Here is a 15,287-nt window from a genome sequence, read left to right as displayed (position 1 = left end):
GCTCGCCCTCTCACGCCCACACACCGCGCCCGGCGGGGGGGCGGGCGCCCGGTCCTCGAAACCATCGAGGACCGGGCCGCAGCCACAGGAGGGGGAGTTTCCGCATCAGGGCGGTTCCGGCGGTGCGGGCCGGCCCGTTGGTCCCAGGGGGACGGTGCTGAGTGCCATGGGTTTGGTGACGTCACATCAGGTGGAAGTGTCGCCCTTGCCGTCCTTGTCGTCGGCGGTGACGGCTCGCTGCATGGAGAAGGGCGAAGCCTCGATCTGCTGCGCGAGCAGGCCGAGTTCGTGGCAGCGGGCGGCCGCGCCGGTACGCCGGGCTGCGATCATGCTGGGATGGCGCATGACATCCTCTTCTTCCTTGCCGCCGACGACGAGGCTGCGGCCGGAACGCGTCTGCGGGGACCCGGTGCGACCTTCGAGTCCGTGAGCTGCCGTTTCATCGATCCGGACACGGCCATCGCCGAGTGGGACATGTACTTCGAGGAGCCCTCGGCCGAGGCCCCGTCGTCCGAGCGGCTGTATGCGTGGCGGCCGTGGCCGGAGTGGGTCGTTCCTCCCTTGAACGATGGAGTCGAGGTGATTGCTCTGCCTAAGCGGCTGACTCTTGCGCTGGCCGACGCGAGCCCCACCGAATTGGAAGAGCTCGCCGATTGCTGGACTGCGCGGCTCCGGTCCGAGGATGGGGACGAGATGACGGACGACGATCTCCGGGCAGTCCTCCAGGGAATCGCCCGCCTCGCGGTGTCTGCGGTGCACGCCGGTGGCAGCCTCTACAGCTGGAACTTCTGACTGTCCGCCTACGGCAGGCTGTCGGCCCGGTCCGCGACGTCGGGTGTGGCGAAGTCCCGGTGGACGTAGGTGGTGCTGCGGCCGTGCCGGCGGGCGATCACGGTGCCGTCGCCGACCCATTCATCGAGCCAGCCGCTGCCGCCGAGCCACGAGCGCTTGTCGGCCTCCTTCACCAGAGGCAGGAGTCTGGTCTTGAGCATGCCGGTCTCGCCCGTCTCGCGGAGCACGTCGAGGAGTTCTGCCTTCGCGCGCCGGGTGTGGAGTTCGCTGGCGTTCGGCGATTCCCGCACGCGTACCGACGTCTCCTCCAGGTCCAGCCCGCGTGCCGCCGACCAGCTCAGGACGTAGCGGTCGACGGCGTCCTCGTCCGTGACGCCCAGCAGGTGGCCCAGGCAGCGCAGGATCGCATCCTCGCGCAGGGCGCTGAGGGTGTGCTCCACGTCCTGGAGGTTGGCCCCGCCTCCGAAACGGCTGGCCTCGTGGGCCTTCCGGTGTGCTTCTTCCCGGAGCTGCAGGACGTCCCTGACGATGGCTTCAGCGGCATCGACGGGTGAGGCGAAACTCTGCGTCATGGGCATCGACCGTACCGGAGCGAACCATCGGCCGTCGTGCCGGGCGTCCGGTGCCGGCGTCCCTCACCTGAGGCGAGGCGGGTTCGCGGTGCGGTCGTGTCGGTGCCCCCGAATACGCTGGGCGGTCATGGACTGGCTGGAGCGGGTGGCGAAGCTGAGACGGTGGACGAGCAACGACGTTCGGGCGCCGCACAAACCGCTGTTGCTGCTGTACGCGCTGGGCAGCTTCCAGCGCGATGCCGACGGCGAGCTTCGGTACAGCGTGGTCGAGGGGGAGTTGAAGCGGCTGCTCGAAGAGTACGGGCCGTCCCATCCGACCACCCCCGCGTACCCGTTCCATCATCTGGTCAGTGACGGCGTGTGGGAGGTCAGGACCGACCAGGGGGCCGGGAGTCCTGGGACCGGGGTGCGGGTCCTGCGTTCCAGTGGTGCGGCCGGACGGCTCGCGCCCGGGTTGCGGACGGCGCTGCGGAAGGAGCCGGCGCTGCTGGGGCGGCTGGCGCGGGTGCTCCTGGACTTCCACTTCCCGCCGTCGCTGCACGCAGACCTGTGTGAGGCCGTGGGACTCGACCTGGACCCGGCCGGGATCGACGGAGCGGGTGGGATCGACGGGGCGGGTGGGAGCGAGCGGGCGGCACGGCGGCAGCGGGACCGGCGGATGCGTGAACTCGTGCTGACCGCCTACGAGTTCCAGTGTGCCTTCTGCGGTTACGACGGGATGCTGGGCGCCAGCGCGGTCGGTCTGGAGGCTGCGCATGTGCGCTGGTGGTCCCACGACGGGCCGGACGAGGTCGACAACGGCCTGTGCCTGTGCTCGCTGCACCACAAGCTGTTCGACAAGGGTGTCCTGGGCCTGGGGGAGGGGCGCCGGATACTCGTTTCACGACGGTTCGTCGGGCGCAGCGAGGCCAGCCGGCAACAGGTGCTGGCGTTGGCCGGGCGCCCGGTCATCGGCCCGCAGGCGGGGGTTGCGTCGGTCGCCGGCCGACACCGGCGGTGGCACACCGAGCAGGTCTTCCGGGGTGAGGCCCGGGAGTCGCTGAGCCCGGTGCCTGCGGGCTGAGGGGGGCCGGGGCCGGGGCTGGGGCCGCACGGGGTCATTCGTCGTAGGCGATGCGCAGTGTCGACGCGTACCCGGGGCCGTCTCCACGGTCGGAGCCGGACTCGGGAGGGGTGTCGGGCAGCAGTACCTGTGCGGCCCGCCAGTGGAAGAAGTCCTGGTCGGCCCGCTCCGCGGTGAACCGGACGGCCTGTCCGGCTGTGAGCTCCCGGTAGCCGACGCCGGGGATGACGGAGAAGTGTGCCCAGACCGGTTCCGGCAGGGTTCGGGAGACCAGGACCCCCCATCCCTGGTCGGCGTGCCACTCCAGGACGTGTCCCGTGTGGACGGTTTCGTTCGCGGCGTCGGACATGCGGTCTCCTTCTCTGCTTCGTCAGGCCCCGTCCCTTTCGGGGGCACTTCGCTCGTTCGCCATGCAGCCGATCCGGTGCTCGACGAACGTTTCAAGGGAATCCGGGGTGCCCCCGCCGAGGCACCCCGGATTCCGGTCGGCTTCCCGGCCGAGAGCGATGCCGCCGACCGGCTGGTGATGGACCTCCACGCCGAGCGGGAGGGCAGCCGGTCCGGTGACCGGCCGTCAGTCGGGGTCGCCGCTGTGCCCGACCCGGCGGGGCGGGACCCGGCCGTCGACGGTGCGGGGTCTTGTTCTCGCGGCCAGGTGGGCGAGGGCCGCCTGTACGGGCGGTTGGTGGGTGTGGGGGGCGAGGAGGGCCCGGAACCGGTCGGCGAGGCCCGGCGGTAGGCCGCCGGATCGGTCGACCGCGTGGCGGACGGTGGCTGCGGCTTCGTCGGTCTGTCCGGCGGCCAGCTGGGCTTGCACCACGAGGGACAGGTCGGTGACGGCGTACGGGGTCGGGTGTCGCCCCGCGGGCGTGCCGGCTTTGAGCAGGGCGCTGAACCAGGTCAGTGCGCGGGTGGGCTCCCCGAGGGCGAGCCGGGTGCTGCCGTGGGAGACGGCGAGGTAGTTCTCGTCGATGGTGGCGCCGGCGGGGTCGGTGTCCGGGTCCCACTGCGGTGGGGCTGCGGCGAGGGCGTGTTCGGCGTGGTCCATGGCGCGCAGGGCGGTGGTGGGTTGGGCGAGCCGGGCGAGGGCGAGTGCCTGATGGGTGTGCAGGACGGCGGCCAGGCGGGGGGTGGGGTGGGGGTCGATGGTGCGGGCGGCCTGGACGAGGGAGAGCACGTCCCGGGGGTGGCCGTGCCGGCGGTGCCTGAAGGCGAGTTGTGCGAGGTGTGCGGCGGTGCGGTGTGGTGCCCCGGCGGCGGCCGCGGCTCGGATCGCGGCCAGGTTGTAGCGTTCGGCCTGGGCGTCCTCGCCCAGGACGTGGCTGGTCCAGGTGCACAGGGCGGCGGTGCGGGCGGCGAGCAGGAGCAGTTCGGTGCCGAGGATGCGGTCGTAGCCGTGGCTGGTCAGCAGGTCGCTGATCAGCTGGTGTTCGGTGTGGGCGGCGAGGTGGAGCGCGGCCGGGTGGGTGGGGCTTCCGGTTTCGAGTCGTTCGAGGGCGCGGATGCGGTGCTCGGCCCAGCTGAGCGCCTCGGGTGTGATGCGCGGACCGTTGCGTTGGGGTGGTCGGGCGTTGCCGTCGAGAGCCGTGATGGCGCCGCGGATCTGGGCGGTGAGGGAGGGGCCGACGGCCGCCAGTCCGGGACGTGGGTCTCCGGCCGTCGCCGCGGTGAGCCGGGTGACGGCCATGGCGCCGTGCGGGGTCCAGGGCTGGTGCAGGAGTTCGTGGTCGCCGACGGTGGCGGTGAGCCATCGTGGCCAGCCCAGCCGGAGCACGCGGTCGGTGTCCACCTGGTGGATGTGCGCGATGGCGAGTTGGGCCGTGAACTCCGGGGCGATCCGGCCGGATTCCCAGCGGGACACCTTCTCCCGCCGGGCGGCCATGCGTCCGTGTCCGAGTTCCGCGTGGGTGCGGGCGACCAGTTGCGCGTACTCGGCCTGCGAGAGGCCGGTCGAGGTCCTCAGAGCTGCCAGGGGGTGTGTGGTCATCGGGGTGCGTGAGCTCTGTTCTCCAGGACTACGTCCATGGCGGGAATGGAATGGATCCGGCCGTGGTCGACCGCCTGGACGGAACCGGGTTCGGAGCCGGGTTCGGGAACGGGTTCGGGAACGGGTTCGGAGCCGGCGAATGACAGGGCGGGACGTCCACGGCGTGGTGCAAGCCGTGCAGAGCACCGCGAGCGGGAACAGCCTCCGCCGTGTCGGCAAGCGGCCGTAACCCCCTGACCGGCCAAGCCCTGTCGGCCGCCCGGCCACTCCCGGTGTGCCGCGCGGCCACCACCGATGCGCCACCTGGCCATGACCGACGTCCGGGCACTCCGGGTTCCGGGCCACCGGGGCACTACTACGGCCGAGCCGCGGAGCCGTCGGAAGGGGTTCGGCCGGAGAAGCACTGCGGTGGGGGGTGTACGAAGGTCCCATTTCGTGGATCAGGCTCTGCCGTTACGTTCGGCGGCGAAACGGGAGCCGTTCGGCTTTTCGCGCCGATCGTTCATGGGAACGGAAGTGAAGAGGTTCACAGCGGGCCCCGCTGCTGTCCCACGGCCCGATGGACAACTCGGCGGAACCCGAGCCGACATCCGACTGCCCGGCTCCGCCGAACCCAAACCGTGATCACCCACCGGGGCCGCACCGGGACCGGATTCACCTCATCGTCGCCCCGGCTGCCGCCACCCCGAACCGCCGAACGTGCCACCGGCTGCGCCTGCCGGTTGCGCCTGACCATGTGGTGACCATCGGCGGCAGCCACGACGGCGCCCCCTCGGGTACGGGACCCGAGGGGGCGGTGGGGGGATGAGGGGCAGGTCAGCCCGGGTAGCCGTAGTAGACGTAGATGGCGTTGGCCCGGTAGTAGTTGCCCTGGACGTCGTAGAAGTTGCCGCCCCGGATGGTCACGTCGACACCGTTGGGCCCGTAGCTGACGCGCGGGGCCGACGGGCTGGTGACGTTGTTGTTGCGGGGCACGCCGTGGGGGGCCGTGTTCTCGGCGGCGTACGTCACGCTCTCCGAGGTCAGGACCTGGCCGGTGCCGGCGTCGCGCCAGGCCTCGGTCATCAGACGGTCGTAGCTGTTGTAGGCGATCGACGGGGCGGCGTCGGTGTTGGTGTTCGGCACCCGCTGCCAGGTGCGGTCCCACTGCCAGTTGTTGAGGTACAGGCCCTGGCGGTAGATGCGGTTGTCGGTGCCGCGGTGGAGGACGGTCAGCCGGTTGTCGGGCGAGGTCGAGGCGGCTGCCGCGGACTCCGTGCGGGCGCCGCCCGGCATCTCGGACCAGGAGCTGAAGTTGCGGTTGGCGTCCATGAAGCCGTGGTAGATGCGCTCGTTGGCGCCGACGACGATGAAGTGCAGGTTGTCCGGGGCGGCTGCGACGGCCGGGCCCGAGGTCGGGCGGCCGGTCGAACCGGAGCCGCCGATGTTCTGCGTGCGGAACTGGATGGCCGAACTCCAGTACCAGCGCTGGTGGTTGGGTTCGTTGCGGTTGGCGAGGGTCTGGCCCCAGACGTCGCCGTTCTGCCCGGTGTGCCAGATCCAGAGCTCGCCGCGGAACGAGGTGATGGTGGGCGCGGCGTACGTGACGCCGCCGATGTGGTTGAACGGGCCGCCGTCGACGTTGAACCAGAGGGCGTTGTCCTGACCGCGGATGACCTCGACGTGGCTGCCCAGGTAGTACGCCATCGCCGGGGAGTCCGGGGTGCTGGCGTTGTGGTCCGCCTCGTGCCAGGGCGAGGTCGCGCCGGCGGGGCTGGTGGTCGCGAACACGGCGGCCAGCGCGGTGAGCAGGACGGCCACCAGGGTGGCGAGCCTGGAGGACCCGCGCAGCTGCAGCGGGGGGCGAAGTGGTGCTGGTGCGGTCATGTCTGCTGCCCTTCTCGTCCGTGAGCCCGCGTACGTGGGTGGCTCCGGAGCGATGACGTGGTGTGGCTCGGATCCGACGGTGTGCCCGCGCTGGGCGTGGGCCCCGGCGGGTGCGGAGCCGTTCGACGGAGAGGTTGCCAGTGGGGGCGGCCGCGGCACATCGGTCATCTGACTCCCGGCCCGCTGCCGGGCATCCCGGATCCCGGCGCCGGTGGGGCGGACGTACCGTCAAATGACTGATGCCGACCAGCGGCGCGGAACCGATGCTGGGGAGCACACACACGGGGAACGGAACGCAAAGGAAAGGTGGTTCACATGTTCACACCCAAGGCCATCCTCCGCGGCTCGGCCGCCGAAACGACCGGCGCCGAAACGACGGGCGTCGCGAAGACCGTCGTCACGGCGACCCTCGTCGCGGCTGTGCTGGGCCTCGGCGCCGGATCGGCGCAGGCGGCCGGCTGGCCCCCGCTGCAGCCGGGCGCCCACCTCTACTCGGGCACCGGCGGAAGCGGTGCGGCGACCGCGGTCGACCTCGCCGATCTCGGCACCTGCCACACCCTGGCGGCGCCCGCCCGGTCGGTCCAGGTCGTCTCCGGCTCCGCGTCCGTGGTGCTGTACCCCGGCGCGGGCTGCACCGGCGCCGTCCCGTGGGCGACCGGCTCGCTGGCCCAGTCCGACCTGCCGTGGCCGGTGCTGAGCTACCGGGTGGTCCCGGCCTGACCCGACGGCGCCGCCGCCGGGCCCCGGTCGGGTCCGGCGGGGCGACGGGATCGGTTGGCTCGCCTCCCGGTCCCGTCCCAGCCCCTCCGCACGCTGGCCATCTGGTCCCGGGACCTCATGCCGTGGCGTGCGGGGCTCCTGGGGGCGGCAGGGAACCACCTGTGCGTGGCCCGTGCCGGGAAGTGCTCACAACGGGTGCCCCGCCGGGGGCGACCCGGGTGGGCCCGTCGGCCGCAGCCGGTCCCCTCGGCAGATGGATCCGGTGCGATCGGTTATGGTCTGGAGGCTGCGCGGCTCGCGTTGGCATGGACGGGACAGGCTCGGCGTTGTCGACCGGATCCAAGGGAATCAGGACGGCAGGGCGGAGCGTGGGCGTGATCCGGGTTGTGGTGGTCGACGACGAGTCGCTGATCCGGTCGGGCTTCCGCCTGATCCTGGACGCCGCGGAGGACACCGAGGTCCTGGCCTCCGCCCCGGGCGGGCGGGCCGACCTGTGGGCGCAGCGGGCCGGGCTGCCGGCTGCCGGGGGCGCTCGATGAGCAGGGTCGGCGCGGCTGTCGCTTCGATGCGTCGTGCGGTGAGCCGGAATCGGTTCCGGTTCCGGTTCCGGTTCGGAAGGTCGGTGCCGCTGTGGGTCGTGGACGTGCTGCCGACGGTGGTGCTGCTGTCCGTGCAATGGTCCCTCCAGCTGTTCAACGCCTGGCTCCAACTCGACTCGCGTTACCACTTCATCGGCTTCAACCCGACGGCCCAGACTGTCGAGTCCCTGATGGCCCTGGCTCTGCTGCTGCGCAGGCGCTATCCGGTCGCGGTGTTCGCCGCCGTCCTCATGGCATCGACCGTGTCCAAGGCCGACGGCATGTTCCCGGTGCTGGTGGCACTCTCCATGCTCGCGGAACAGTCCCTGCGCAGGGCCCTGGGCGGGGTGACCGCCTATCTGGCCGTGACGTCGGTCGTGTACTGGCACCGCCTCAGTCCCTACGACCTCAGCGCTGATCCCTTGTACGCCTCGACCCTCTCCCGATGGGCCGTGTTCGCAGCCGCGGCGGTCTTCCTGGGCCGCCTGGTCCAGACCCGGCGGGAACTGGCCCGGAGCATGGCCGAGCTTCGCGAGGCCCAGGAACACGAGCGCGAGCTGCACGCCCAGGCCGTGCTGGCGCGCGAACGGGCGCAGCTGGCCAGGGAGATGCACGATGTGGTGTCGCACCAGGTGAGCCTGATCGCCGTGCAGGCGGGTGCTCTGCAGGTCGGTGCGAGGAGCGCCGACACGAGGGAGGCGGCGCGGACGATACGGAAGCTGAGCGTCGCGACCCTGGAGGAGCTGCGGCACATGGTCACCCTGCTGCGCGCGGCCGGAAGCCGGGACACCGAGATCACGCCGCAGCCCACCCCGGACCAGCTCGCGGAGCTGGTGGCGGGCAGTGGTCTGGACGCCCGTCTGGTGGGTGAGGTGCCCGGCGACGCCGGTTCGACCGTGCAGCGGGCGGTCTACCGGATCGTCCAGGAGTCCTTGACCAATGTGCGCAAGCACGCCCCCGGCGCCACCGCCGTCGTCGAGATCCGCAGACCGGCAGCGGCGTTGGAGGTGACCGTCTCCAACACGGCCCCCACCCGTCCCGGTCTCCGACTGCCCAGTTCCGGGCACGGCCTCATCGGCCTGCGCGAACGTGCCGAGAACCTCGGCGGCACCCTCATCAGCGGTCCCACACCCGACGGTGGCTACCGCGTCCACGCCACACTGCCCGTTCCCGTCCCCGTCCCTGTCCCCGAACGCTGAACACTGAACGCTGAACCGTAGAAGCTTCGAGGCGACCGCCGACCGGCCCGACCCGGTCGCTGACGGAGCAGTGCGGTGTCCGTACAGTTCGACGTCCCGATCCCCACCGGCCATCGGACGATAGGGTTCCGTCCATGGAGTTCCAGGTCCTCGGCCCCGTGTCGGTCAGCGGGAGCGCTGGGCCGTTGCCGCTCGGGCCCGCCAAGCGGCGCAGCCTGCTCGCGATGCTGTTGCTGCGGGCCAATGTCGCGGTCTCCGTCGACACACTCACCGAGGCGCTGTGGGACGACGAACCCCCTGTGCACGCCCGTACCGTGATCCAGGGCCATGTCTCGCGCCTGCGGGCGCTGTTGGCGGACGTCGACGCATCGGCGTACGGCGTCGAGCTGAGCACGCGCGGCTCGGCGTACCACCTGGAGCTGCCGGAGACTCTGCTCGACGCCCACCGCTTCGAGGGTCTGGTGGCGCTCGCCCGCCGTGCCGCCGACCCCGGTGACCGGGCCGCGCTGCTCACCGAGGCGCTCGCCCTGTGGCAGGGCCCCGCGCTGGCCGGCGCCTACCCGTCGCCGCTGCTCCGCTCCGCCGCGCACACCTTGGACGAGGCGCGGCTCGCAGCGGTCGAGCTGCTCGCCGCCACGTACGTCGTGGGCGGTGAACACGACCGCGCCGTCCAGCTGTTGCGGCCGGAGACCGGGGCCCATCCGCTGCGTGAGCCGCTGGCCGCCCGGCTGGTCGAGGCGCTGCACCACGCGGGGCGTTCCGCAGAGGCCCTGGACGCCTACCACCGTGCCCGCCAGGTCCTCGCCGACGAACTCGGCGTCGCTCCGGGCGCCGAGCTGACCGCCGCCTTCACCCTCGCCCTCGGCCCCGACAGCGCCCGCGGCAGCGGCCCCGACAGCGCCGCCCCCGACAGTGCCCCCGCGGCCCGGGCTGTTGCGCCCCGACCCGCTGCGCCCCGCCCCGCCCCGGAACCAGCTCGGTTCCGGCCCAACCTGCTGCCCCGTACCCCGCGCGGATTCCACGGCCGCACCGCCGAGAGCGCCGAGCTGACCGCGGCCGCAGCCGGACCCGACGGGCCGGTCGTCGTGCTCACCGGGCCCGCCGGGGTCGGCAAGACTGCACTGGCCGTGCACTGGGCGGCCGGCCGGCACTCCGACTTCCCCGACGGGACGCTCTACGCCGATCTGCGCGGGTTCAGCGACACCTCGGACCCCGAACCGGCCGACCTGCTGAGGGAGTTCCTGCTCGCCCTGGACGTTCCACCGCGCCGGGTGCCCGAGTCGGCGGACGCCGCCGGCGCGCTGTTCCGCTCGCTCACCGCCGGACTGCGGCTGCTCGTCGTCCTCGACAACGCCCGTACCTCCGCCCAGGTGCGCCCGCTGCTGCCCACGGGACCGGGCTGCGTCACCGTCGTCACCAGCCGTGTCCGCCTCGCCGGTCTGGTCGCCTCCGACGCCGCCCGGGTCCTCGCCCTCGACGTCCTCGCCATCGACGACAGCGTGGCCCTGCTCACCCGGATCCTCGGCGAGCACCGCACCGCCGCCGAGCCCCAAGCGGCCCGCCGTACGGCTGAGTTGTGCGGTGGGCTGCCGCTCGCGCTGCGGGTCGCCGCCGCCCGGCTGGTGGAAACCCCCGCCCTCGGCCTCGCCACCGGCCCTGCCATCGGCCCCGCCCTCGGCCCGGCGTCCCTCGCCTCCCTCGCCGACCGGCTCGCCGACGAGCGTCAGCGGCTGGAGCTGCTCGCCGTCGAGGACATCGGCGTCGCCTCCGCGCTGCGGCTCACCACCGCCCACCTGCCCGCCGACGCGGCGCAGCTGTTCACCGCGCTCGGCCACCACCCGGGCACCCACGTCGACCGGTTCAGCGCCGCCGCGCTCGCCGGCACCACCCCGCCGGACGCGGCCCGCGCCCTCGACCGCCTGGTCGCCGCGCACCTGCTCACCGAGACCGCCCCCGGCTGCTACGTCCTGCACGACCTGGTCCGGCTCTACGCGCGTGGCCTGAGCCATGAACCGGCCGCCCGTACCGCGGCCCGGCTGCGCCTGTACGACCACTGCGTGGCGACCGCGCTGTCCGCGTCCGAGGCGGCGGAACCCGGCGGGGAGCCCGCCTTCGTGCAGCCCGATGACTTCCAACAGCCGCCCGCAGTACGGGACTTCACCAGCCGCGAGGAGGCGCTCGGCTGGTTCGCCGCCGAACGCGACGACCTCGCCCTGATCGCCGCCGCGGCCCGCGCCGAGGCCCGGCCCGAGCGGGCCTGGCGGATCGCCGTGACCCAGTGGCCGTTCGTGGTCTGGCGGGTCCTCGCCGACTGGGCGCCCACCCTGGAGGCCGCCCTCGCCGACGCCCGCGTCTGCGCCGACCCCTATGCGGAGGCCCGCGTCCTGACCCTGCTCGGCTGGGTGCTCGCCGAGGAGGGCCGCACCGCCGAGGCCGTCCGGCACCTGCGCGTCGCGCCCGGACTCGCGGCCCGCGCGGGCGACGTACTCGGCGAGGCCACCGCCCTGGTCAACCTCGCCGCGGCCCTTCCCGACGACGACCCCGGCGCTGATCCCGACGACGACCCCGGCGCTGATCCCGGCGACGACGAACCCGGCACCGCCGAAGCGGCCTGCACCCGAGCCCTCGCTCTCGCCACCGAGGCCGACGACGCGCACACCCGGATGCTCGCCCTCCAGCACCTGGCCCGCATCCACCTCGGCGCGGGCCGCCACCGGCAGGCGTACGAGGCGGCCGAGACGGCGCTCGGCCTCGGCCCCGAGCACGAGGCGGTCGCCCGACGTGTGCTCCTGCGCACCTGGCAGGGCGAGGCGCTGGCCGGGCTCGGCGACACCGTGGCCGGGCGGCGCTGCCTCGCGCAGGCCGCGCTCGAGGCCGAACAGGCCGGCTACGACGCGGGCGCCGTCACCGCGCTCGACGCCCTGCTGCCCATCGCCGACCAGGACGCACTGCCCGAACTGCGGCGGCGGCACGCGGCGGCGCACGCCAGGATCCGGGAACGTGGAGCGTTAGCCACCCGTTAGCGCCGCCGCCGCGCTCGTTAGTGATCTGCCAGCGTGCCGCAACACCCTCGTTCAGGTAAGGGGAAACGACCTCGTGCAGGATCGCGACCCACGAACGACAACCGGGGGAACCAGCCATGCGCACCACCACCCGTCCCGCCCGTCCCACCCTGCTCGCCGTCGGCGCCGTCGCCCTGCTCGCCCTGTCCCTGACCGCCTGCAACGACGACAACGGGCCGCAGGACAGCGCCGCCACCGGCACCGGCGCATCATCGGCCGCCCCGGCGGGTTCCGCCTCGGCGAAGGCGCCGGCTGCGGCCTCGACCTCGGCGCCGACCGCGGGCAAGAAGAGCACGAGCGGCGGGGGCGGCGTCACCGCGGCCTGCACGACCAAGAACACCTCGGTCACCTTCCTCCAGTCCTCGGGCCACGCCAGTGACGCGCAGCCCGCCGCCGCGACCCTCAAGATCACCAACAGCTCCGGTGCCCCCTGCACCATCGTCGGCCCGACGACCGTGGTCGCCGCCGACGACCAGGGCAAGGCGGGCCAGCTCTCGGGGGACAACTCCCAGGACGGCTCGGCAGCGGTCGACGTCCCGGCCGGCGCCACGGTGGTGGCGGACGTGCTCTACAACGACGTGAACGGCGAGGGCACCTCGTCGGCCCGCTACACCTGCCCGGTGCAGGCGTCCCACGTCAAGGTCGCGCTGCCCAAGGACGCGGGCACCACGGTGAACGTGATGAAGGCGAACGGCTCGCCGGGCGGCGTCTTCAGCGTCTGCGGCACCGACTTCAAGGTCGGAGCCTTCGCGACCCGGTAGAGCGTGGCCCGGCCCCGCGCGCTCGCACTGGCGGGGATGACGGAGGCCATGGCGCCGAGCGGGACTTCGACGCGGTACTCGGGGACGGCGTGCGTGGTCAGGTGCAGCGCTGCGAGGCCCGCCGGTCGCTGCGGTCGGCGGTCACAATGCACACCGCCCCGGCCAGTCGGCTGGTAGCGTACAAGTCCATGTCAACTTCGAATGGCCCCATGTTCGTTGCCTCCGATGTCCATGGTCATCGCACCGAGTTCCGGGAAGTGCTCCGTGACTCGGGGCTGGTCGACGGGCAGGGGCGGTGGTCCGGAGGAAGCGCCCGGTTGTGGTTGCTCGGCGACTACGTCGACTACGGTCCGGACGGCATCGGCGTCATCGAGGACGTCCAGAGGCTGGCGGCCGAAGCCGCGGCCGCCGGCGGGGAAGTGGGGGCCTTGCTGGGCAACCACGAGGTGCAACTGCTCGCCGCTCACCGGTTCGGCTCCGCACCCGTCCCGGGGTGGGGCGAACCCGACGGCTTCCGAGGCGGCTGGGCGCGCTTCGGCGGCCGCGAGGAGGAGTTGCGTCGGCTCGCCCCGGAACACCTTGCCTGGATCGCCGGCCTGCCCGCGGTCGCGCTCGTCGACGACCACCTGCTCATCCACTCGGACACCGTTCGGTACCTGGAGTTCGGATCGACTGTTGCGGACGTCAATGCAGCGGTGTCCGAAACCCTGAACTGCTCGGACACTGCCGCATGGCTGGAGATCTGCGAGAGGATGAGCGACCGGCGGGCGTTCCGCGGTGCTGAATCCGCGCACGCCGAGGATCCCGTCTCGGTCGTGCTGCGCACGCTTGGTGGCGACGTGCTCGTGCATGGGCACAGCACGCTCACGGTGTCGTTCGGCGTAGCACCCGAGAATGTACGGACCGCATTGCGCTACGCCGATGACCGGGTCGTCGCCATCGACGGCGGAGTGTACGAGGGAGGACGCATCCTGCTCACTCGTCTTGTCTGAGGTATCGGACCGCAGTCCCGTACCGAGCCTTACCACCCCGCCGGCATGGCACAGCCCGTCGGTCGTGCCATGCCGGGTAGAGGTCCGGGCTCAACCGCGGGGTCGTCGGGTGGGGCGTATCACCACCAGGCCTCTGGTGGAGAGTTGCAGGTCCACTACCGAAACAACATGGGGCGTCCCGGCGGTCCCGGCGGTCCCGGGTTCACGGGGCGAGTCGGCGGAACGGTTCGTGCGGCTGGGGCTAGCGTTTCCGGTCCGCGTCAGAGCGGTGTACGCGAGGGCTGCGACCAGAGGTCCGACGATGGCGGCGAGATCGGCGCCTCCGAGCCAGGTGCTGACGGGGCCGGTCCATAGCGTGGTGTTGACGCAGAGCAGTGCGGCGAGCGTTCCGGCGACGAACGCGCTGATGCCTGCGGTACTGACACCGGTCGAGCGGGATCCGTCCCGCTGGAGGTCGGCCAACTCGTCCGCTCCGTACCGGTTTCGGCGCATTGCCAGGTCCCGGGCGTAGATTGCGATGATCGGGCCCATGTAGACGACCGAGAGGGCGAGGATGTTGTTGAGCGCGGTCAGGAAGCTTGCGGCGACCAGTGCGTAGAGGGCGATTCCCCCGCCGAGCACTCCGTCGAGCAGGACCGCCCTGGCCCGCCTGATGCGGACGCCGGCGCCTTGGAGCAGCAGCCCTGAGGAGTAGGAGGTCAGGACGTTGTTCGCCAGCGTGCCGACGATGACGGCGACCAGGAAGACAGGGTGGAACCAGGCCGGCATCAGCGCCGTCATCGACGTCATGGGATCGGTCATGTCGACCGCGGTTCCCGCAAGGACCCCGACGAGGCCGAGGAACACCGAGGCCAGCCATCCGCCCGCTGCGGTCCAGCCCGCGACCGAGCGCCGTGACGCCGTCGGCGGGAGGTAGCGGGCGTAGTCGGCCCCGGAGAGCCAGGACAGTGGTCCGGAGGCGACGACGGTGAACCCGACCAGAGCGGTGGCGAGTGGTCCGAGGGCGGCGTCTGCGCTGCTGTCCGTTCCGGGATGGGAGTGAACGGCGACGATCACTGCGGCCACGAGCAGGGAGAGCGTGAGCAGCAGAGTGATCGCCCGGCTCATCCGGAGGATGGCGTCGTAGCCGTAGACGCTGATGGTGAAGGTGACGACCGAGACCAGGACCAGGATGACACCTCTGGAGACGGCGGAGCCGCCGATTCCCGCTTCGGCGAGCAGGGCCTGCCCGGCCAGGACGGTGATCGAGAGGTTGATCGCCTCGAAGCCGACGGCAGTGAGCCAGCCCAACCCGCAGCCGATCACCCGGTTGCCGCGTACTCCGAAGATCACCCGCATGATGACCGCGCTCGGACTGCCCGTACTCGGGCCACTCACCGCGAGGAGGCCGACCAGTGCCCAGAACGTGTTGCCCGCGAGGAGGACGGTGACGGCCTGCCACGTGCTCAGACCGAGCATCATGAGCGAGCCGCCGAGGAGGATGGGGAGGTAGGACATGTTCGAGGAGAACCAGACCAGGAAGAGGTCGCGCGGCCGGCCGCGCCGCTCCGCCTCGGGCACTGATTCGATTCCGCGCTCCTCGACCCGGGTGCCCCGGGATCGTGGAGGTGCGGTCGCTGCCGACCGGGAGTCGGTGTCCGGTCTCGTAGTTCCGCTGCTCATGAGGTCCATTCGTGAGGGGTGAGCTGTTCGGCC

General features: G+C 72.2%; 14 protein-coding genes. 8 read left to right on the top strand and 6 right to left on the bottom strand.

The features are described 5' to 3' along the window. Nucleotides 1–186: 186 nt before the first annotated feature. Nucleotides 187–345 carry a hypothetical protein gene (locus ABTZ03_RS10070; protein ID WP_350512411.1) on the bottom strand — a complete coding sequence of 53 codons (159 nt, stop codon included), beginning with the start codon at nt 343–345 and terminating at the stop codon, nt 187–189. Between ABTZ03_RS10070 and ABTZ03_RS10065 the strand changes: the two genes are divergently transcribed. Beyond that, nucleotides 337–792 carry a hypothetical protein gene (locus ABTZ03_RS10065; protein ID WP_350512410.1) on the top strand — a complete coding sequence of 152 codons (456 nt, stop codon included), beginning with the start codon at nt 337–339 and terminating at the stop codon, nt 790–792. The two genes, ABTZ03_RS10070 and ABTZ03_RS10065, sit on opposite strands and share 9 nt — an antisense overlap. Nucleotides 793–800: 8 nt before the next feature. On the opposite strand, the gene ABTZ03_RS10060 is transcribed toward ABTZ03_RS10065, so the two are convergent. Further along, nucleotides 801–1,364 carry a hypothetical protein gene (locus tag ABTZ03_RS10060; RefSeq protein WP_350512409.1) on the bottom strand — a complete coding sequence of 188 codons (564 nt, stop codon included), beginning with the start codon at nt 1,362–1,364 and terminating at the stop codon, nt 801–803. A gap of 127 nt (nt 1,365–1,491) precedes the next feature. Between ABTZ03_RS10060 and ABTZ03_RS10055 the strand changes: the two genes are divergently transcribed. Next, on the top strand, nt 1,492–2,427 hold the full coding sequence (locus ABTZ03_RS10055) for a phosphorothioated DNA-binding restriction endonuclease (protein WP_350512408.1): 936 nt from the start codon (nt 1,492–1,494) through the stop codon (nt 2,425–2,427). A 34-nt stretch (nt 2,428–2,461) separates the two neighbouring features. Here the strand turns inward: ABTZ03_RS10055 and ABTZ03_RS10050 are convergent, their stop codons facing one another. The 3 genes from ABTZ03_RS10050 to ABTZ03_RS10040 all read right to left on the bottom strand — a co-directional run bounded on the left by ABTZ03_RS10050 (nt 2,462) and on the right by ABTZ03_RS10040 (nt 6,280). After that, nucleotides 2,462–2,776 carry a cold-shock protein gene (locus tag ABTZ03_RS10050; RefSeq protein ID WP_350512407.1) on the bottom strand — a complete coding sequence of 105 codons (315 nt, stop codon included), beginning with the start codon at nt 2,774–2,776 and terminating at the stop codon, nt 2,462–2,464. Between the two features lie 225 nt (nt 2,777–3,001). Then, the gene (locus ABTZ03_RS10045; protein WP_350512406.1) at nt 3,002–4,414 is read right to left on the bottom strand and encodes an NsdA family TPR-like regulatory protein; all 1,413 of its coding nucleotides are present in this window, start codon (nt 4,412–4,414) and stop codon (nt 3,002–3,004) included. Nucleotides 4,415–5,230: 816 nt separating this feature from the next. Next, entirely contained in the window at nt 5,231–6,280 is a 1,050-nt protein-coding gene (locus ABTZ03_RS10040) for a PLL family lectin (RefSeq protein ID WP_350512405.1), read from the bottom strand. A gap of 315 nt (nt 6,281–6,595) precedes the next feature. Between ABTZ03_RS10040 and ABTZ03_RS10035 the strand changes: the two genes are divergently transcribed. The 6 genes from ABTZ03_RS10035 to ABTZ03_RS10010 all read left to right on the top strand — a co-directional run bounded on the left by ABTZ03_RS10035 (nt 6,596) and on the right by ABTZ03_RS10010 (nt 13,592). Continuing rightward, nucleotides 6,596–7,000, top strand: coding sequence for a hypothetical protein (locus ABTZ03_RS10035; RefSeq protein ID WP_350512404.1), 405 nt, complete (start codon nt 6,596–6,598; stop codon nt 6,998–7,000). A 374-nt stretch (nt 7,001–7,374) separates the two neighbouring features. After that, nucleotides 7,375–7,539 (top strand): hypothetical protein, encoded by a 165-nt coding sequence (locus tag ABTZ03_RS10030; RefSeq protein WP_502894423.1) that lies wholly within the window; start codon nt 7,375–7,377, stop codon nt 7,537–7,539. Between the two features lie 83 nt (nt 7,540–7,622). After that, nucleotides 7,623–8,777: a sensor histidine kinase gene (locus ABTZ03_RS10025; protein ID WP_350512403.1), complete on the top strand. Its 1,155-nt coding sequence runs from the start codon at nt 7,623–7,625 to the stop codon at nt 8,775–8,777. Between the two features lie 134 nt (nt 8,778–8,911). Next, complete coding sequence (locus tag ABTZ03_RS10020) at nt 8,912–11,800, top strand: AfsR/SARP family transcriptional regulator (protein WP_350512402.1); 2,889 nt, start codon at nt 8,912–8,914, stop codon at nt 11,798–11,800. A 116-nt stretch (nt 11,801–11,916) separates the two neighbouring features. Continuing rightward, nucleotides 11,917–12,600 (top strand): DUF4232 domain-containing protein, encoded by a 684-nt coding sequence (locus tag ABTZ03_RS10015; protein WP_350512401.1) that lies wholly within the window; start codon nt 11,917–11,919, stop codon nt 12,598–12,600. Nucleotides 12,601–12,809: 209 nt separating this feature from the next. Then, the gene (locus tag ABTZ03_RS10010) at nt 12,810–13,592 is read left to right on the top strand and encodes a metallophosphoesterase (protein WP_350512400.1); all 783 of its coding nucleotides are present in this window, start codon (nt 12,810–12,812) and stop codon (nt 13,590–13,592) included. A gap of 90 nt (nt 13,593–13,682) precedes the next feature. Here ABTZ03_RS10010 and ABTZ03_RS10005 read toward each other — a convergent pair whose 3' ends face one another. Then, nucleotides 13,683–15,263, bottom strand: a complete 1,581-nt coding sequence (locus ABTZ03_RS10005) for a purine-cytosine permease family protein (RefSeq protein ID WP_350512399.1) — start codon at nt 15,261–15,263, stop codon at nt 13,683–13,685. Nucleotides 15,264–15,287: the final 24 nt, after the last annotated feature.

This window comes from Kitasatospora sp. NPDC096077 (assembly GCF_040303245.1).
Lineage (GTDB): Bacteria > Actinomycetota > Actinomycetes > Streptomycetales > Streptomycetaceae > Kitasatospora.
This window is presented reverse-complemented; position numbering and strand designations above follow the sequence as displayed.

What these genes read in the sequence shown, in the direction of transcription:
- ABTZ03_RS10065 (WP_350512410.1), top strand. Translation starts at nt 337, where the DNA reads ATGGCGCATGACATCCTCTTCTTCCTTGCCGCCGACGACGAGGCTGCG.
- ABTZ03_RS10070 (WP_350512411.1), bottom strand. Translation starts at nt 345, where the DNA reads ATGCGCCATCCCAGCATGATCGCAGCCCGGCGTACCGGCGCGGCCGCC.
- ABTZ03_RS10060 (WP_350512409.1), bottom strand. Translation starts at nt 1,364, where the DNA reads ATGACGCAGAGTTTCGCCTCACCCGTCGATGCCGCTGAAGCCATCGTC.
- ABTZ03_RS10055 (WP_350512408.1), top strand. Translation starts at nt 1,492, where the DNA reads ATGGACTGGCTGGAGCGGGTGGCGAAGCTGAGACGGTGGACGAGCAAC.
- ABTZ03_RS10050 (WP_350512407.1), bottom strand. Translation starts at nt 2,776, where the DNA reads ATGTCCGACGCCGCGAACGAAACCGTCCACACGGGACACGTCCTGGAG.
- ABTZ03_RS10045 (WP_350512406.1), bottom strand. Translation starts at nt 4,414, where the DNA reads ATGACCACACACCCCCTGGCAGCTCTGAGGACCTCGACCGGCCTCTCG.
- ABTZ03_RS10040 (WP_350512405.1), bottom strand. Translation starts at nt 6,280, where the DNA reads ATGACCGCACCAGCACCACTTCGCCCCCCGCTGCAGCTGCGCGGGTCC.
- ABTZ03_RS10035 (WP_350512404.1), top strand. Translation starts at nt 6,596, where the DNA reads ATGTTCACACCCAAGGCCATCCTCCGCGGCTCGGCCGCCGAAACGACC.
- ABTZ03_RS10020 (WP_350512402.1), top strand. Translation starts at nt 8,912, where the DNA reads ATGGAGTTCCAGGTCCTCGGCCCCGTGTCGGTCAGCGGGAGCGCTGGG.
- ABTZ03_RS10015 (WP_350512401.1), top strand. Translation starts at nt 11,917, where the DNA reads ATGCGCACCACCACCCGTCCCGCCCGTCCCACCCTGCTCGCCGTCGGC.
- ABTZ03_RS10010 (WP_350512400.1), top strand. Translation starts at nt 12,810, where the DNA reads ATGTTCGTTGCCTCCGATGTCCATGGTCATCGCACCGAGTTCCGGGAA.
- ABTZ03_RS10005 (WP_350512399.1), bottom strand. Translation starts at nt 15,263, where the DNA reads ATGGACCTCATGAGCAGCGGAACTACGAGACCGGACACCGACTCCCGG.